Raw genomic sequence first — 15,953 nt, 5'->3', positions numbered from 1 at the left:
CGCCCGACATTGGGCAATCCAGGTCGACTTAAGTTCTTCGACCGGGATGATGTAGCCCAATTCCAATAAATTTGTAGTCAATTGAAGCCGTCAAGTCTGTCGTCCATAGCACCAAAGGTGCTCTTGACCGCCGAGAGCCCTATAATGCGCGCCGGTTTTTGGGGTAATGGTCATGAGTACAGAAGATCCGCGGTTTGCTGGTATCGCCCGCTTGTATGGCATTGAAGGCATGGAGCGCTTGCGCGCGGCCCATGTGGCGATCGTCGGCGTCGGTGGTGTCGGCTCCTGGGCGGCGGAAGCGGTTGCCCGGTGTGGCGTGGGCGAGATATCGCTGTTCGACCTGGACGACGTCTGCGTCAGCAACGTCAACCGTCAGCTGCATGCGCTGGACAGCACCGTCGGCAAGCCCAAGGTCGAGGTGATGGCCGAGCGCCTGCGCGGGATCAACCCGGACTGCACGGTGCATGCGGTGGCGGACTTCGTCACCCGCGAAACCATGGCCGAGTACATCACGCCGAACATCGATTGCGTGATCGACTGCATCGACAGTGTCAACGCCAAGGCGGCGCTGATCGCCTGGTGCAAGCGGCGCAAGATCCAGATCATCACCACCGGCGGCGCGGGCGGGCAGATCGACCCGACGCTGATCCAGGTCTGCGACCTGAATCGCACGTTCAACGATCCGCTGGCGTCGAAAGTGCGCTCTACATTGCGCCGCGACTACGGCTTCTCCCGTACCGTGACCCGTCACTACAGCGTGCCGTGCGTGTTTTCCACCGAGCAACTGCGCTACCCGAAACCCGATGGCAGCATTTGCCTGCAGAAGAGTTTTGTCGGGGACGGCGTGAAGCTCGACTGCGCCGGGGGCTTTGGCGCGGTGATGATGGTGACGGCGACGTTTGGCATGGTCGCGGCGACCAAGGCTGTGGATAAGATTGTGGCGGGCGTGCGGCGTCCGGCGGATCGGGTCAAACCTCAGGTTTGATGGTTGTGGTTCGATCGTTCCACGCTCTGCGTGGGAATCCAGCCCGGGACGCTCCGCGTCCCTTCCAGAGCCGAACACGGAGCGTCCGTGGAGGCATTCCCACGCAGAGCGTGGGAACGATCAGTGCGCTAGCTCACGCATCCGCTGCAACACCGCATTCAAGCCATTGCTACGGGATTGGGATAACTGGCGACCCAGCCCCAGCTGACTGAACCAATCTGCCAAATCCACCTGTTGCAACTCAACTGCAGACAACCCGTTGACCCGCGCCAGCAGCAACGCCACCAACCCGCGAATCAATCGCGCATCGCTGCTGGCGCTGAATTGCCAGTGCCCATCCTGCAACGTGCCGACCAGCCAGACCTGGCTTTCACAACCGTGCACGCGGTTGGCGTCGACTTTATCCACATCGCTCAACGCGGGCAGACGGTCGCCCCATTGCATCAGCAACCGCGCCCGCTGTTCCCAGCTCGCCGCCTGCTGAAACGTGTCCAGTGCCGTGACGGCATCCGCGGGCAGTGTCATCGCAACAACTCCAGGGCCTGATCCAGTGCTTCGAAAAAACGCTCAAGGTCTTCGGAATTGTTGTACAGCGCCAACGACACCCGAATCGCCCCCGCCAGTTCAAAGCTTTTGAGCAACGGCATGGCGCAATGATGACCGGCGCGCACGGCGATGCCCTGTTCAGTCAGCAAATGCGCCAGATCAGAGTTATGCACACCTTCGACGACAAAACTGGCCAGCGCCAGTTGCGGTTTGCCCAGCAGGCGAATGCCGTTGCGCGCTTCCAGGCCTTTGAGCAGATAGTCATGCAGCGCCGCTTCGTGGGCGGACACGGCGTCCTGATCCAGCCCCGCGAGGTAGTCCAGCGTTGCGCCCAGACCGATCACACTGGCGATCGGCGGTGTACCGGCCTCGAACCCCAGCGGTGCGGACCGAAAGCGAGCATCGTGGTAGTTGGCATCCAGCACCATTTCGCCGCCGAACTGCCAGGGGCGCAGCTGTTGCAGCGCTTCGTTGCGCCCGAACAGCACGCCCAGGCCATCGGGGCCGTAGAGTTTGTGGCTGGAAAACACGTAGAAGTCGCAGCCCAGTGTCTGCACATCGTGTCGGCCATGAACCACGCCTTGGGCGCCGTCGATCACGGTCAGCGCGTTGTGTGCCTTGGCCATCGCCAACAGCGCGGGCAACGGTTGCCAGGCGCCCAGCACGTTGGACAGCTGGCTGACCGCCAGCAAACGGGTGCGCGGACCGATCAACTGCGCGGCGACATCCAGGTCGATCAAACCATCGACATTCAGCGGCAGGATCACCAGCTTCAGGTCGCGACGGTGGGCCAGTTGCTGCCACGGCAACAGGTTGGCGTGGTGCTCCAGAGCGCTGATGACAATTTCATCGCCCGGATTGAAAAGGTGTTCCAGGCCATAGGCCAGGAGGTTCAGCGCGGAAGTCGCACCGTGGGTAAAGATAATCTGCCCGCAATCGCCGGCATTGAGCCATTGCGCAACTTTGCGGCGGCTGTCCTCGAACGCCTGGGTGGCATGGGCGCCAGGCAAGTGTTGCGCCCGATGCACGTTGGCCGCGCCGTTGGCGTAGTAATGCGCCAGGGCATCCAGCAGGGCTTGAGGTTTTTGCGTGGTGGCGGCGTTGTCCAGATAGGTCTGGTCTTGCCGTTGCAGTGCGGCGATGGCCGGGAAATCGGCGCGCCAGGGAGAAGGAATCATCATGTTGTTCGGCCCTGGTGACATGGGCGGGTGTACGCCTGACCTTGTAGGAGCGAGCGATGCGGCGCTCCTACAAGGTGATCGTTTGACGCTCTGCTTAGTTGTGAGCGTGCAGCGCTTCGTTCAGTTCGATGGCCGACTTGTGGGTTTTGCACTCCACGGCACCGGTTTCCGAATTGCGGCGGAACAACAGGTCAGGTTGACCGGCCAGTTCACGGGCTTTAACCACTTTGACCAGCTGATTCTTTTCGTCGAGCAGCGCCACCTTGGTGCCGGCCGTCACGTACAGGCCCGACTCAACGGTGTTGCGATCGCCCAACGGGATACCGATACCGGCGTTGGCGCCGATCAGGCAGCCTTCGCCCACCTTGATCACGATGTTGCCGCCACCCGACAGGGTGCCCATGGTCGAGCAGCCGCCGCCCAGGTCCGAACCCTTGCCGACGAACACGCCAGCCGACACGCGGCCTTCGATCATGCCCGGGCCTTCGGTGCCAGCGTTGAAGTTAACGAAACCTTCGTGCATCACGGTGGTGCCTTCGCCCACGTAGGCGCCCAGACGAATACGTGCCGCGTCAGCGATACGCACGCCGGCTGGTACCACGTAGTCGGTCATTTTCGGGAACTTGTCCACCGAGAACACTTCCAGCAGCTCGCCGCGCAGGCGGGCTTCCAGTTGATGCTCGGCCAGTTCGGACAGGTCGATCGCACCCTGGCTGGTCCAGGCCACGTTCGGCAGCAGCGGGAAGATCCCGGCCAGATTCAGGCCATGCGGCTTGACCAGACGGTGGGACAGCAGGTGCAGCTTGAGGTAAGCCTCAGGCGTGGAGGTCAGTTGCGCGTCTTCGGCCAGCAGTGTGGCAACCAGCGGCTTGTGGCTCTCGGCCAGACGGGTCAGCAGTGCAGCTTGTGCAGCATCGACACTTTTCAGCGCTTCAGCCAGTTGCGACGCCTGAGTCGTGCTGAAGGCGATGGCCTGATTGCCGTCGGTGTAGCCCAGGATCGGGGCAATGGCCGCGACCAGTTCGGCAGAAGGATTGAGCAGTGGCTGCGCGTAAAACACTTCCAGCCATGCGCCTTGACGGTTTTGAGTGCCGACACCAAAGGCCAGGCTGAACAGGGTAGTGGACATGTTGATACCTCTAACAAAATGGAACGGGCTGCCTTACTTGAGTGCGGCCGCGTAGATATCTGGCTTGAAGCCAATCAGGGTTCTGTCACCGAGATCGAGCACCGGGCGCTTGATCATCGAGGGTTGTGCGAGCATCAATTCGATGGCTTTCGGCTGGTCGAGATCGGCTTTGCGTTCGTCGTCGAGCTTGCGAAAGGTCGTGCCTGCACGGTTCAACACCACTTGCCAGCCGTGCTCCTCGCACCATTGGGTCAGGTGTTCACGGTCGATTCCGACCGCTTTGTAATCATGAAAGTCATAGCTCACAGCGTGTTCATCGAGCCAGGTGCGCGCCTTTTTCATGGTGTCGCAGGCTTTGATGCCGAAAAGGTGCAACGTTTTGCTTGAAACGGTCAAGGAATTGCCCCCTTTACAGGTGCTGAAAATAAAAGGTGACGGATTATGCCATGACCGGACGGTTTCGCGTCGGCTGTGGTCGGGTTTGTCTGTTTGAAGTGTTCAACGATTCGGCGAGAAGCGCAGGCGGTGGCGTTTCGGATGGGGTTGTTGGAGCTCTACAGCCTGAGTTGGCATCTGCTCGGTGATGGTTTTTGGCGATGGTTTTTGGTGAGGGGGGCTGAAAAGATTGCAGGCAACTTGATATGCGAAGTGCCCGCGCCAGATTGCCTGGCACGGGCATTCAGGGGTTACTTGTGGCGGGTAATGAAGGCGCGAATCCGTTCAGCCGCCTCAACGCACTCCGCCAGTGGCGCGACCAGCGCCATCCGCACACGCCCGGCTCCCGGGTTGACGCCATCTACTTCACGGGACAGGTAGGAGCCTGGTACTACGGTCACGTGTTCCTCGGCAAACAGATCCCGGCAGAACGCCGCGTCGTCGCCTTCAACGTTTGGCCACAGATAGAAACCGCCATCCGGGCGCTGCACATCCATCACCGGGCTGAGGATTTCCAATACCGCATCGTACTTCTCACGGTACAGCGCACGGTTGGCCCGCACATGCACTTCGTCGTTCCACGCTGCAACGCTGGCCAGTTGCGTTTGAACCGGCATCGCACAGCCGTGGTAAGTGCGATACAGCAGGAAACCCTTGAGGATGTCTGCATCGCCGGCCACAAAGCCCGAACGCAGGCCTGGCAGGTTGGAGCGCTTGGACAGGCTATGAAACACCACGCAACGCTTGAAGTCTTTGCGGCCTAGTTCCACACAGGCGCTGAGCAGGCCGGGTGGCGGGGTCTGTTCATCGAAGTACAGTTCGCTGTAGCACTCGTCAGCGGCGATCACGAAATCGTATTCGTCGGCCAGGGCGATCAGTTTTTTCAGGGTTTCAACCGGGATCAACGCGCCGGTCGGGTTGCCCGGCGAGCACAGGAACAGGATCTGGCAACGCTTCCAGATGTCTGGCGAAACAGCGTCGAAATCCGGGTTGAAGCCGTTTTCGTCAAGGCATGGCAGGTAATGCGGCTTGGCTCCGGCCAGGAACGCCGCGCCTTCGTAGATCTGATAGAACGGGTTCGGGCTGACCACCAGCGCGTCTTCACCACGGTTGACCACGGTCTGGGTGAAGGCGAACAACGCTTCGCGGGTGCCGTTGACCGGCAGCACGTTGCGCGCGGGGTCGAGCCAGCCATTTGGAACACTGAAACGGCGTTCGCACCATGCGGCGATCGCTTCACGCAGGGCCGGGATGCCGAGGGTGGTCGGGTACACGGCCATCTGATCCAGATTGCTTGCCAGGGCTTCGGCGACAAAGCTTGGCGAGCGATGCTTCGGTTCGCCGATGGACAGCGCGATGGCGCGTTTGTCCGGGTTTGGCGTGACGCTGCCGAGCAGGGCGCGGAGCTTTTCGAACGGGTAGGGCTGCAACTGGTTCAGAGCGTTGTTCATGGGGGCCTCGTTCAATGTGGGAGGACTAATGTGGTGTAGGGGGCTTGTTGTGGCGAGGGAGCTTGCCCCCGTTCGGCTGCGGAGCAGTCGTAAAACCTTTGCATGCGGTGTATCTGATACATCGCGGTGTAGGTTTTGGGGCCGCTTCGCAGCCCAGCGGGGGCAAGCTCCCTCGCCACAACAAGCCCCCTCGCCACAGGCGCTCCCACAGGGGGATTGGGTTAATTCAGATGCTGATGCGCGAATGTTTGATATCGGGTTCCTGGTTGACGCTCAGCTGTTTGACGATTGCATCCTGCAAACGACTGCACAGCAACGGGTCGGATAGCGGCTGATTGTTGGCGTCGGTGATGAAGAACACGTCTTCCACGCGCTCGCCCAAGGTGGCGATCTTGGCGTTCTGCAACGACAAGTCGAACTCAAGGAAGATCGTGCCGATTCGTGCCAGCAACCCAGGACGGTCGGGTGCACTGAGTTCCAGCACGGTCACCGGACGCTGGGCATCGTTGTGGATCGTCACTTGTGGCGCAAAGGCAAAATGTTTGAGCTGACGCGGCACCCGACGCTGGATAATCGTTGGGTAGTTGTCCGGATTGCGCAGGGCTTCGGTCAAGCCTTCGCGAATCTGCTTGACCCGCGCCGGGTTGTCGCCGATCGAGTCGCCATCGGTGTCGAGCACGATATAGGTGTCGAGGGTGAACTGGCTGCTGGAGGTGATGACCCGGGCGTCGTGAATGTTCAGGTTGAGCTGGTCCATCGCCGCCACGGTCACGGCGAAGAAGTCGTGCTGGTCCGGCGCATAAATGAAGATCTGCGTACCGCCCTCGAACTCGCGCTGGGTGGTTTCCTTGATCAGCACCAGCGGGCCGCCGTCGGCCGGCTGCTGCAAGATTGCATCGGTGTGCCAGGCTACGTCACCGGCGGTGTGACGCAGGAAGTAGTCATCGCCCAGTTGTGCCCACAACTGCTCGACGTCGTCCGGGTCGGTGCCGCCGCGTACCAGAATGTCCAGCGCTGCGCTTTGGGTCTGGCGGATCTGTTCTTCGCGATCCACCGGGTTTTCCAGGCCGCGACGCAAGGCGCGCTTGGTCTCGGTGTAGAGCTGGCGCAACAGGCTCGCGCGCCAGGAGTTCCATAGCGTCGGGTTGGTCGCGTTGATGTCGGCAACGGTCAGCACATACAGATAATCGAGGCGGGTTTCATCGCCGACAATCTGCGCGAAATCGTGGATCACATGCGGGTCGGACAAGTCCTTGCGCTGGGCAGTGGTCGACATTACGAGATGGTTTTGCACCAGCCAGACGATCAGGCGGCTGTCCCAGATCGGCAACTGATGGCGCTGACAAAAGGCTTCGGCGTCCACTGCGCCGATTTCCGAGTGGTCGCCATGCCGGCCCTTGCCGATGTCGTGGTACAGGCCGGCCAGGTAAATCAACTCCGGCTTGGGCAGTTTGGCCATGAGCTTGCTGGCCAGCGGGAATTTTTCCGACACCTGGGTGTACTGCAACTTACGCAGGTGCTTGATCAGGTTCAGGGTGTGCGCGTCGACCGTATAGATGTGGAACAGGTCGTGCTGCATCTGCCCGACAATAAAGCCGAACTCTGGCAGATAACGCCCAAGGATCCCGTAACGGTTCATCCGCCGCAGGTTGCGGTGGATACCGATCTTGCACTTGAACAATTCGATGAACAGGCTGGTATTGCGAATATCGTTGCGGAAGTCGTCGTCGATCAAATGACGGTTCTCGCGCAGCAGGCGGATGGTGTCGGCGCGTACGCCTTTGATCTCCGGCTGCTGGGCCATCAGCACGAAGATTTCGAGCATGGCGAACGGCGTGCGGCGGAACACATTGTTGTTGCGCGCCTCGATGTAGCCGTCGTGCAGTTGGAATCGCGAGTTGATTGGCTGCGGCGGTGCTTCGTCTTCGGGGGCCAGGATCACTTCTTCGAAGTGCTGGATGATCAAGTCGCTGAGCTGGGCAATGCTCATGACCACCCGGTAGTACTGCTGCATGAAGTTTTCGATGGCGTGCTTGGCGTCATTGCCGACGAAACCCAGCAGCCCGGCAATCGTGCGCTGGTGGTCGAACAGCAGGCGGTCTTCGGCGCGGCCGGCGAGCATGTGCAGCGCGTAACGCACTTTCCACAGGAATTCCTGGGACGAAGCCAGCAAGGCGTTCTCGCTCTCCACCAGGAAACCTTCGCCGGCCAGGGCCCGCAGGTTCAGGGTGCCGTACTCACGACGGGCGACCCACAGAATCGTCTGGATATCCCGCAGGCCACCGGGCGAGCCCTTGACGTTGGGTTCCAGGTTGTACTCGGTGTCGTTGTATTTGTGGTGACGGGCTTTCTGCTCGGCGCGCTTGGCCAGGAAGAACTCCTTGCTGGGCCACATGTGCGCGGTGCTGGTCACGTCCAGCATGCGCTGGCGCAGGCGCTCGGGACCGGCAATGGTGCGGCTTTCCATCAGGTTGGTGATCACCGTCAGGTCGGCGCGGGCTTCCTCGGCGCATTCGTCAACCGAGCGAACGCTCTGGCCGACTTCCAGGCCGATGTCCCACAGCAACGTCAGAAAACGCTCGATTGAATCACGGAAAATTTCGTGGTCGGCGCCGTCCAGCAGGATCAGCAGGTCGATGTCGGAGTAGGGGTGCAACTCGCCACGACCGTAGCCGCCGACCGCGACCAGCGCGATGTCGGCTTCGAAGTTCCAGTTAAATTGCTCCCAGGCCTTTTGCAGGATGTTATCGACGAACCAGGCACGATCCTCGATCAACCGGCGAATCTCCCGGCCGCTGCGAAACCGCTCGTCGAGCACTTCGCGGGCCTGACGGATCGCCTTCTTGAAAGCAGCGATAGGGCTTGCCTTCAGGGCCAGTTCAGCCTGGAACTGGCCGCGGTCGAAGAGTTCGGGATCCACCTGCGGCATCGATTGGCTTTCCTTTCTATAAGGCTGGGAACGGCGCGGGCGGGATCAGGCCGAAACGCGCGGGATGGTATCGTCGCTGCGCAGGGTGAAGATCTCGTAGCCGGTATCGGTCACCAGCAGAGTGTGTTCCCATTGCGCCGACAGCTTGCGGTCCTTGGTGATCGCGGTCCAGCCATCGCCCAGCACCTTGGTGTCGGCCTTGCCCTGGTTGATCATCGGCTCGATGGTGAAGGTCATGCCGGCTTTCAGTTCCATGCCGGTGCCGGCGCGGCCGTAGTGCAGGATCTGCGGTTCTTCGTGGAACACCTTACCGATGCCGTGGCCGCAGAACTCGCGAACCACCGAGAAACCGTTCTTTTCCGCGTGCTTTTGGATCACTTCACCGATATCGCCCAGGCGGCAGCCGGGTTTGACCAGTTCGATGGCCTTGTACATGCATTCCTGTGTCACCTGGGACAGACGCTCGGCCCAGACTGGCACGGTGCCGACGTGGAACATGCGGCTGGTATCGCCGTGGTAGCCGTCCTTGATCACTGTGACGTCGATGTTCAGCGTGTCGCCATCCTTCAACGGCTTCTCGTTCGGGATGCCGTGGCAGACCACGTGGTTGATCGAGGTGCAGATCGACTTCGGAAAGCCCTTGTAGTTGAGCGGGGCAGGAATGGCTTTCTGCTCGTTGACGATGTAGTCGTGGCAGATGCGGTCCAGCTCTTCGGTGGTAACGCCCGGCTTGACATAATCGGCAATCATTTCCAGCACATCGGCGGCCAATTTGCCGGCGATCCGCATTTTTGCGATGTCCTCTGGGGTTTTGAGGGTGACGGTCATACAGGCTCTCTCTGCGCTCAATGGCGCCTTCTAAAACGAAATGGGCATTGCGCGAACGATCGTCGCGGCCCTGAAAAACGCAATTCTACCAGACGATCAGGGCAAATCTGAGCTTCTGTGCATCGCTTCTCTCTATAGGATGGCGCATTCTTGGGGGATTCCAAGGGCGGGATCAAAAGCATTCGCCAGGTTTTCAGAATGCGGGTTCCGTTTTTTCCGGCCTTGTGATATAAAATGCGCCGCTTTCCGGGGTACCCTGAAAAGCTTAAATCCACACACGTGTCGACACGATGACCTGGGTGCCTTCAGCTGATGCTGCTGGTTGGTCATTGGGATACGTGGAGGCCAAACCCGACTTATTAAGGAACTATCATGTCCCAAGTCAACATGCGCGATATGCTGAAGGCCGGTGTGCACTTCGGTCACCAAACCCGTTACTGGAATCCGAAAATGGGTAAGTACATTTTCGGCGCGCGTAACAAGATTCACATCATCAACCTTGAAAAAACCCTGCCAATGTTCAACGAAGCTCTGACTTTCGTAGAGCGTCTGGCCCAGGGCAAAAACAAGATTCTGTTCGTCGGCACCAAGCGTTCCGCTGGCAAGATCGTTGCTGAAGAAGCAGCACGTTGCGGTTCGCCGTACGTCGATCACCGCTGGTTGGGCGGCATGCTGACCAACTTCAAAACCATCCGTGCTTCCATCAAACGTCTGCGTGACCTTGAAGTGCAAGCCGAAGACGGTACTTTCGCCAAGCTGACCAAGAAAGAAGCGCTGATGCGCACTCGCGATCTTGAGAAGCTGGATCGTTCCTTGGGTGGTATCAAGGACATGGGCGGTCTGCCAGACGCTCTGTTCGTTATCGACGTTGATCACGAGCGCATCGCGATCACCGAAGCCAACAAGCTGGGCATCCCGGTTATCGGCGTAGTCGATACCAACAGCAGCCCGGAAGGCGTTGACTACATCATCCCAGGCAACGATGACGCAATCCGCGCTATCCAGCTGTACATGGGTTCGATGGCTGACGCTGTTATCCGTGGTCGCAACAATGTTGCTGGCGGCACTGTAGAATTCGTAGCTGAAGAAACTCAGGCTGCAGCTGAGTAATTGACGCCCTGGCGTTGACTCAGTAAGCAAAAAGGGGGCTTGGCCCCCTTTTTGCCACCTCGAAAACCATTTGTCGGCGCCCACTGCTTTATCTGTAACGTGCGGCAGCTAACAAGGGTGGTTCGGGAAGAATTGATCGCCCGTTCGATCGGGTGGAATGGTTGAAAACCTATCCAAGAGGAATTTGAAAATGGCAGAGATTACTGCAGCGTTGGTCAAAGAACTGCGCGAGCGTACCGGCGAAGGCATGATGGACTGCAAAAAGGCCTTGACCAAGGCTGGCGGCGACATCGAAAAAGCCATTGATGACATGCGCGCTTCGGGCGCCATCAAGGCTGCCAAGAAAGCCGGCAACGTTGCCGCTGAAGGCGCAATCGCTCTCAAGGAAGACGGTAAATCCGCCGTCCTGCTGGAAGTGAACTCGCAGACCGACTTCCTGGCTCTGCAGGACGACTTCAAGGCATTTGTTGCTGCCAGCATTGAAAAAGCGTTCGCTGACAAACTGACCGATGCTGCTCCGCTGATCGAAGCGCGTGAAGCTGATCGTCTGGTTCTGGTTGGCAAGGTTGGCGAAAACGTCAACATTCGTCGCCTGGCTCGCGTTGAAGGCGATGTTGTTGGTGGCTACCTGCACGGCAACAAGATTGGTGTTGCGGTTGTTCTCAAGGGCGGCGACGTTGAGCTGGCCAAAGACATCGCTATGCACGTAGCGGCTACCAACCCTGAATTCCTGCTGCCGTCGGAAGTTTCCGCTGAAGCGATCGAACGCGAGAAAGGCGTGTTCCTGACCCTCAACGCTGACAAGATTGCCGGCAAGCCAGAAAACATCGTTGAAAACATGGTCAAAGGCCGTATCAGCAAGTTCCTGGCTGAAGCGAGCCTGGTTGAGCAGGCGTTCGTCAAGAACCCTGAAATCAAGGTCGGCGACCTGGCCAAGAAAGCCGGTGCTGAAATCGTTTCTTTCACCTACTTCAAAGTGGGCGAAGGCATCGAGAAGCCAGTAGACAACTTCGCAGAAGAAGTTGCTGCCCAGCTGGCTGCCAGCAAGCAATAAGACGGTTTTTTAACTGTCGCCCTGAAGAGGCTGCCCGCTTACGCGCGCAGCCTCTTTTCAGATGGGGTTGCCAATTTTATTTGGTTTCCTTTTGGAACTGGCTTACAAAGCCATGTTCCGATGGCGCTGAAGCAGCGCCAAGCTAGAGTGAACGCCAGCTGTAAACAGCTCGCAAAGAATTTTTAAAATACGCCGCAGGAGAGATTCGCAATGGCTCAGCAGGGCAGTGGTTATCAGGCTCGCTATAAACGCATTCTACTCAAGCTTAGCGGCGAGGCCCTGATGGGCTCGGAAGAGTTCGGGATCGATCCGAAAGTTCTGGATCGCATGGCACTGGAAGTTGGCCAGCTGGTTGGCATCGGTGTTCAGGTCGGTCTGGTGATCGGCGGGGGTAACCTATTCCGCGGCGCAGCGCTCAGTGCAGCCGGTATGGATCGGGTCACTGGCGACCACATGGGCATGCTGGCCACTGTGATGAACGCCCTGGCGATGCGCGATGCGCTGGAACGTGCCAATATCTCGGCCATCGTGATGTCGGCCATTTCCATGGTTGGCGTGACCGATCACTATGATCGCCGCAAAGCCATGCGCCACCTGAACTCCAAGGAAGTCGTGATTTTCGCGGCCGGTACTGGCAACCCGTTCTTCACTACGGATTCGGCTGCCTGCCTGCGCGCAATCGAAATCGATGCCGATGTGGTGCTCAAGGCAACGAAGGTTGATGGCGTCTACACCGCTGACCCGTTCAAAGACCCGCATGCCGAGAAGTTCGATCATCTGACCTACGATGAAGTGCTGGATCGCAAGCTGGGTGTGATGGATCTGACGGCCATTTGCTTGTGCCGCGACCACAAGATGCCGCTGCGCGTGTTTAATATGAACAAACCCGGTGCCCTGTTGAATATCGTACATGGCGGCGCTGAAGGAACCCTGATCGAGGAAGTTCAACAATGATCAACGAAATCAAGAAAGACGCTAAAGAGCGCATGCAGAAATCCGTAGAATCGCTGGCGCACAACTTCGGGCGTATCCGTACCGGCCAGGCGCACCCAAGCATTCTGGAAGGCGTGATGGTTCCGTACTACGGCGCTGACACTCCGATCAAGCAAGTGGCGAACATCACCGTTAAAGACGCCCGTACCCTGCAAGTCGTTGCCTTCGAGCGCAACATGCTGGGCGCGGTCGACAAGGCTATCGGTAGCGCTGGCCTGAATCTCAACCCGACCAACCTGGGTGAGTTGCTGCTGATCTCCATGCCAGCCCTGACTGAAGAAACCCGCCGGGGCTTCACCAAGCAGGCTCGTGATGTCGCTGAGGATGCCCGTGTTGCCGTGCGCAACATCCGTCGCGATGCAAACAGCTCGCTGAAGGACCTGGTCAAGGAAAAGGAAATCAGCGAAGACGAAGAGCGTCGTGCCACTGGCGAGATCGACGATCTGACCAAGAAATTCGTGGCTGAAATCGACGCTAAGTTGGCGGAAAAAGAAAAAGACCTGATGGCCGTATAAGGGTCGAGTTTCAAATGGACAAGACCAAGCAGACTGCGCCGTCCGCGGTGCCGCGCCATGTCGCGATCATCATGGATGGTAATAATCGTTGGGCGAAAAAACGCTTTATGCCGGGTGTCGCCGGGCATAAAGCGGGTGTGGATGCTGTTCGTGCGGTCATCGAGGTGTGTGCGGAGTCCGGGGTTGAGGTATTGACCCTGTTTGCATTCTCCAGTGAGAACTGGCAGCGCCCGGCCGATGAGGTCAGTGCCTTGATGGATCTGTTCTTCAGGGCGCTGCGTCGCGAGGCCAAGCGCCTGAACGACAACAACATCAGTTTGCGCATCATCGGCGACCGTTCGCGTTTTCATCCGGAGCTTCAAGCTGCCATGCGTGAAGCCGAGGCGATGACTGCCGGCGCCAATCGTTTTATCCTGCAGATCGCCGCCAACTACGGTGGTCAGTGGGACATCGCGCAAGCCGCGCAACGTCTGGCGCGCGAAGTTCAGGCCGGGCATCTGCGCCCGGAAGACATCACTCCCGAGCTGTTGCAAACCTGTCTGGCGACCGGCGATCTGCCGTTGCCAGACTTGTGCATCCGTACCGGTGGCGAGCATCGCATCAGCAACTTCCTGCTGTGGCAGCTGGCTTACGCCGAGTTGTACTTCTCCGACCTGTTCTGGCCGGACTTCAAACACGACGCCATGCGCAATGCGCTGGCCGATTTCGCTTCTCGTCAGCGTCGCTTCGGTAAAACGAGCGAGCAGGTCGAGTCTGGAGCCCGGGTTTAATGCTTAAACAACGAATCATCACGGCACTGATTCTGCTGCCGATTGCCCTGTGCGGGTTTTTCCTGCTTGAAGGGTCCGGTTTTGCGCTGTTTATCGGGCTGGTGGTGACGCTGGGGGCATGGGAATGGGCACGCCTGGCAGGTTTTGCTGGCCAGGCGATCCGTGTTGCTTTTGCAGCTGTGGTCGCGCTGATGCTGTTTGTCATGCATATCCTGCCGGGGCTCGCGCCTTGGGTGCTGGGCGCCTCGGTGCTCTGGTGGGGCGTGGCCACCTATCTGGTGCTGACTTATCCACGGTCCAGCGAACACTGGGCCAGTGCTGCCTGCAAACTGGCGATCGGTTTGTTGATTCTGTTGCCGGCCTGGCAAGGTCTGATCCTGATCAAGCAGGAGCCCTTGGGCAACTGGCTGATCATGGCCGTGATGGTGCTGGTCTGGGGCGCCGATATCGGTGCGTACTTTTCCGGCCGAGCCTTCGGCAAGCGCAAGCTGGCACCACAGGTCAGCCCTGGCAAGAGCTGGGAGGGCGTGTACGGCGGCTTGCTGCTGAGCCTGGTGATCACGGCAATCGTCGGTTTTGCGCGGGGCTGGAGTTTCGCTCAGATGCTGATGGGCCTGTTCGGTGCCGCGATCATCGTGTTCATTTCGGTGGTGGGCGACCTCACCGAAAGTATGTTCAAGCGCCAGTCGGGGATCAAGGACAGTAGTAATCTGCTGCCGGGGCACGGCGGTGTGCTGGACCGCATCGACAGTCTGACAGCGGCGATTCCGGTGTTCGCTGTGTTGCTGTGGATGGCGGCATCGTGAGTCGCCCACAACAGATTACCGTGCTGGGGGCGACCGGCTCGATTGGTCTGAGCACTCTGGACGTCATCGCCCGTCACCCCGAACGCTATCAGGTATTCGCCTTGAGCGGTTTCACTCGTTTGAGTGAGCTGCTGGCGCTTTGCGTGCGTCATGCGCCACGTTTCGCGGTCGTGCCGGAATCAGGCGCTGCCCGGGGCTTGCAGGACGAATTGCATGCGGCAGGCCTGTCGACCCGTGTTCTGGTGGGAGAGGAGGGCTTGTGTCAGATCGCCTCGGATCCAGAAGTCGATGCGGTAATGGCGGCGATCGTCGGGGCGGCGGGTTTGCGTCCGACCCTGGCGGCGGTCGAGGCCGGCAAAAAGATTCTTTTGGCCAATAAAGAAGCGCTGGTAATGTCCGGTGCGCTGTTCATGCAGGCCGTGCGTAAAAGCGGTTCGGTACTGCTGCCGATCGACAGCGAGCACAACGCGATTTTCCAGTGCATGCCGCAGGATTTCTCCCGTGGTTTGGGCGCGGTCGGTGTACGGCGGATTTTACTGACAGCCTCTGGTGGTCCGTTTCGGCAGACGCCCCTTGCCGAACTGGCACATGTTACCCCTGAGCAAGCGTGTGCTCACCCGAATTGGTCCATGGGGCGCAAGATTTCGGTGGATTCGGCCAGCATGATGAACAAAGGGCTCGAGCTGATCGAGGCCTGCTGGCTGTTCGACGCTACGCCCTCTCAGGTCGAAGTGGTGATTCACCCGCAAAGCGTGATTCATTCGCTGGTCGACTATATCGATGGTTCGGTGCTGGCGCAGTTGGGTAATCCTGATATGCGCACGCCAATTGCCAATGCCCTGGCCTGGCCAGAGCGGATCGACTCGGGTGTTGCGCCGTTGGATCTGTTCGCCATCGCTCGCCTGGATTTCCAGGCACCCGATGAAGAGCGTTTCCCTTGCCTGCGCCTTGCGCGTCAAGCCGCCGAGGCTGGTAATAGCGCGCCGGCCATGCTCAACGCCGCGAATGAAGTGGCTGTTGCGGCCTTTCTCGACGGACGGGTTCGCTATCTGGAAATCGCGAGTATTATCGAGGAAGTATTGAACCTCGAGCCTGTGGTTGCGGTTGATGATCTCGAGGCAGTGTTTACGGCCGATGCGAAAGCACGGGTACTGGCCGGGCAATGGTTGAGTCGTCACGGCCGATAAGTGCTGCAATACGTTGGCCCATGCAGCACCGATA

At 59.2% G+C, this 15,953-nt stretch carries 15 protein-coding genes; 8 read left to right on the top strand and 7 right to left on the bottom strand.

Going from position 1 to position 15,953, the window contains the following annotated elements; genetic code table 11:
• Positions 1-172 precede the first annotated feature (172 nt).
• Positions 173-985, top strand: a complete 813-nt coding sequence (gene tcdA, locus AF70_RS14040; RefSeq protein WP_371929203.1) for a tRNA cyclic N6-threonylcarbamoyladenosine(37) synthase TcdA — start codon at positions 173-175, stop codon at positions 983-985.
• Between the two features lie 120 nt (positions 986-1,105).
• On the opposite strand, the gene AF70_RS14035 is transcribed toward tcdA, so the two are convergent.
• The 7 genes from AF70_RS14035 to map form a co-directional block, all read right to left on the bottom strand.
• Positions 1,106-1,510, bottom strand: coding sequence for a SufE family protein (locus tag AF70_RS14035; protein ID WP_018927026.1), 405 nt, complete (start codon positions 1,508-1,510; stop codon positions 1,106-1,108).
• The gene (locus AF70_RS14030; protein ID WP_026286490.1) at positions 1,507-2,712 is read right to left on the bottom strand and encodes an aminotransferase class V-fold PLP-dependent enzyme; all 1,206 of its coding nucleotides are present in this window, start codon (positions 2,710-2,712) and stop codon (positions 1,507-1,509) included. Before AF70_RS14030 ends, AF70_RS14035 begins: the two co-directional genes overlap by 4 nt.
• Positions 2,713-2,806: 94 nt before the next feature.
• Complete coding sequence (dapD, locus tag AF70_RS14025; RefSeq protein ID WP_028939205.1) at positions 2,807-3,841, bottom strand: 2,3,4,5-tetrahydropyridine-2,6-dicarboxylate N-succinyltransferase; 1,035 nt, start codon at positions 3,839-3,841, stop codon at positions 2,807-2,809.
• Between the two features lie 33 nt (positions 3,842-3,874).
• Entirely contained in the window at positions 3,875-4,237 is a 363-nt protein-coding gene (locus AF70_RS14020) for an ArsC family reductase (protein ID WP_018927023.1), read from the bottom strand.
• Between the two features lie 290 nt (positions 4,238-4,527).
• Positions 4,528-5,727 carry a succinyldiaminopimelate transaminase gene (gene dapC, locus AF70_RS14015; RefSeq protein ID WP_018927022.1) on the bottom strand — a complete coding sequence of 400 codons (1,200 nt, stop codon included), beginning with the start codon at positions 5,725-5,727 and terminating at the stop codon, positions 4,528-4,530.
• Between the two features lie 226 nt (positions 5,728-5,953).
• A complete protein-coding gene (locus tag AF70_RS14010; RefSeq protein ID WP_019581026.1) occupies positions 5,954-8,656 on the bottom strand; it encodes a [protein-PII] uridylyltransferase in 2,703 nt (900 codons plus the stop codon).
• Positions 8,657-8,701: 45 nt separating this feature from the next.
• The gene (gene map / locus AF70_RS14005; RefSeq protein ID WP_018927020.1) at positions 8,702-9,484 is read right to left on the bottom strand and encodes a type I methionyl aminopeptidase; all 783 of its coding nucleotides are present in this window, start codon (positions 9,482-9,484) and stop codon (positions 8,702-8,704) included.
• A gap of 372 nt (positions 9,485-9,856) precedes the next feature.
• On the opposite strand from map, the gene rpsB reads away from it, so the two are divergent.
• The 7 genes from rpsB (at position 9,857) to ispC (ending at position 15,919) form a co-directional block, all read left to right on the top strand.
• The gene (rpsB, locus tag AF70_RS14000; RefSeq protein WP_018927019.1) at positions 9,857-10,594 is read left to right on the top strand and encodes a 30S ribosomal protein S2; all 738 of its coding nucleotides are present in this window, start codon (positions 9,857-9,859) and stop codon (positions 10,592-10,594) included.
• A 190-nt stretch (positions 10,595-10,784) separates the two neighbouring features.
• The gene (gene tsf / locus AF70_RS13995; RefSeq protein WP_018927018.1) at positions 10,785-11,648 is read left to right on the top strand and encodes a translation elongation factor Ts; all 864 of its coding nucleotides are present in this window, start codon (positions 10,785-10,787) and stop codon (positions 11,646-11,648) included.
• Between the two features lie 210 nt (positions 11,649-11,858).
• Positions 11,859-12,602, top strand: coding sequence for a UMP kinase (pyrH, locus tag AF70_RS13990; protein ID WP_003198235.1), 744 nt, complete (start codon positions 11,859-11,861; stop codon positions 12,600-12,602).
• Positions 12,599-13,156 (top strand): ribosome recycling factor, encoded by a 558-nt coding sequence (gene frr / locus AF70_RS13985; protein WP_007940501.1) that lies wholly within the window; start codon positions 12,599-12,601, stop codon positions 13,154-13,156. Before pyrH ends, frr begins: the two co-directional genes overlap by 4 nt.
• A gap of 14 nt (positions 13,157-13,170) precedes the next feature.
• Positions 13,171-13,926: a polyprenyl diphosphate synthase gene (gene uppS / locus AF70_RS13980; protein WP_007940503.1), complete on the top strand. Its 756-nt coding sequence runs from the start codon at positions 13,171-13,173 to the stop codon at positions 13,924-13,926.
• Complete coding sequence (locus tag AF70_RS13975; RefSeq protein ID WP_028939206.1) at positions 13,926-14,732, top strand: phosphatidate cytidylyltransferase; 807 nt, start codon at positions 13,926-13,928, stop codon at positions 14,730-14,732. The genes uppS and AF70_RS13975 overlap by 1 nt, the downstream gene beginning before the upstream one ends.
• The gene (ispC, locus tag AF70_RS13970) at positions 14,729-15,919 is read left to right on the top strand and encodes a 1-deoxy-D-xylulose-5-phosphate reductoisomerase (protein ID WP_019581023.1); all 1,191 of its coding nucleotides are present in this window, start codon (positions 14,729-14,731) and stop codon (positions 15,917-15,919) included. The genes AF70_RS13975 and ispC overlap by 4 nt, the downstream gene beginning before the upstream one ends.
• The last annotated feature ends 34 nt before the right edge of the window (positions 15,920-15,953 follow it).

The sequence above is a fragment of the Pseudomonas sp. KD5 genome, assembly GCF_012932895.1.
In the GTDB taxonomy this organism is placed as follows: Bacteria; Pseudomonadota; Gammaproteobacteria; order Pseudomonadales; family Pseudomonadaceae; genus Aquipseudomonas.
The sequence above is the reverse complement of the archived record's forward strand: the minus strand, read 5'-3'. Positions and strand labels throughout refer to the sequence as shown.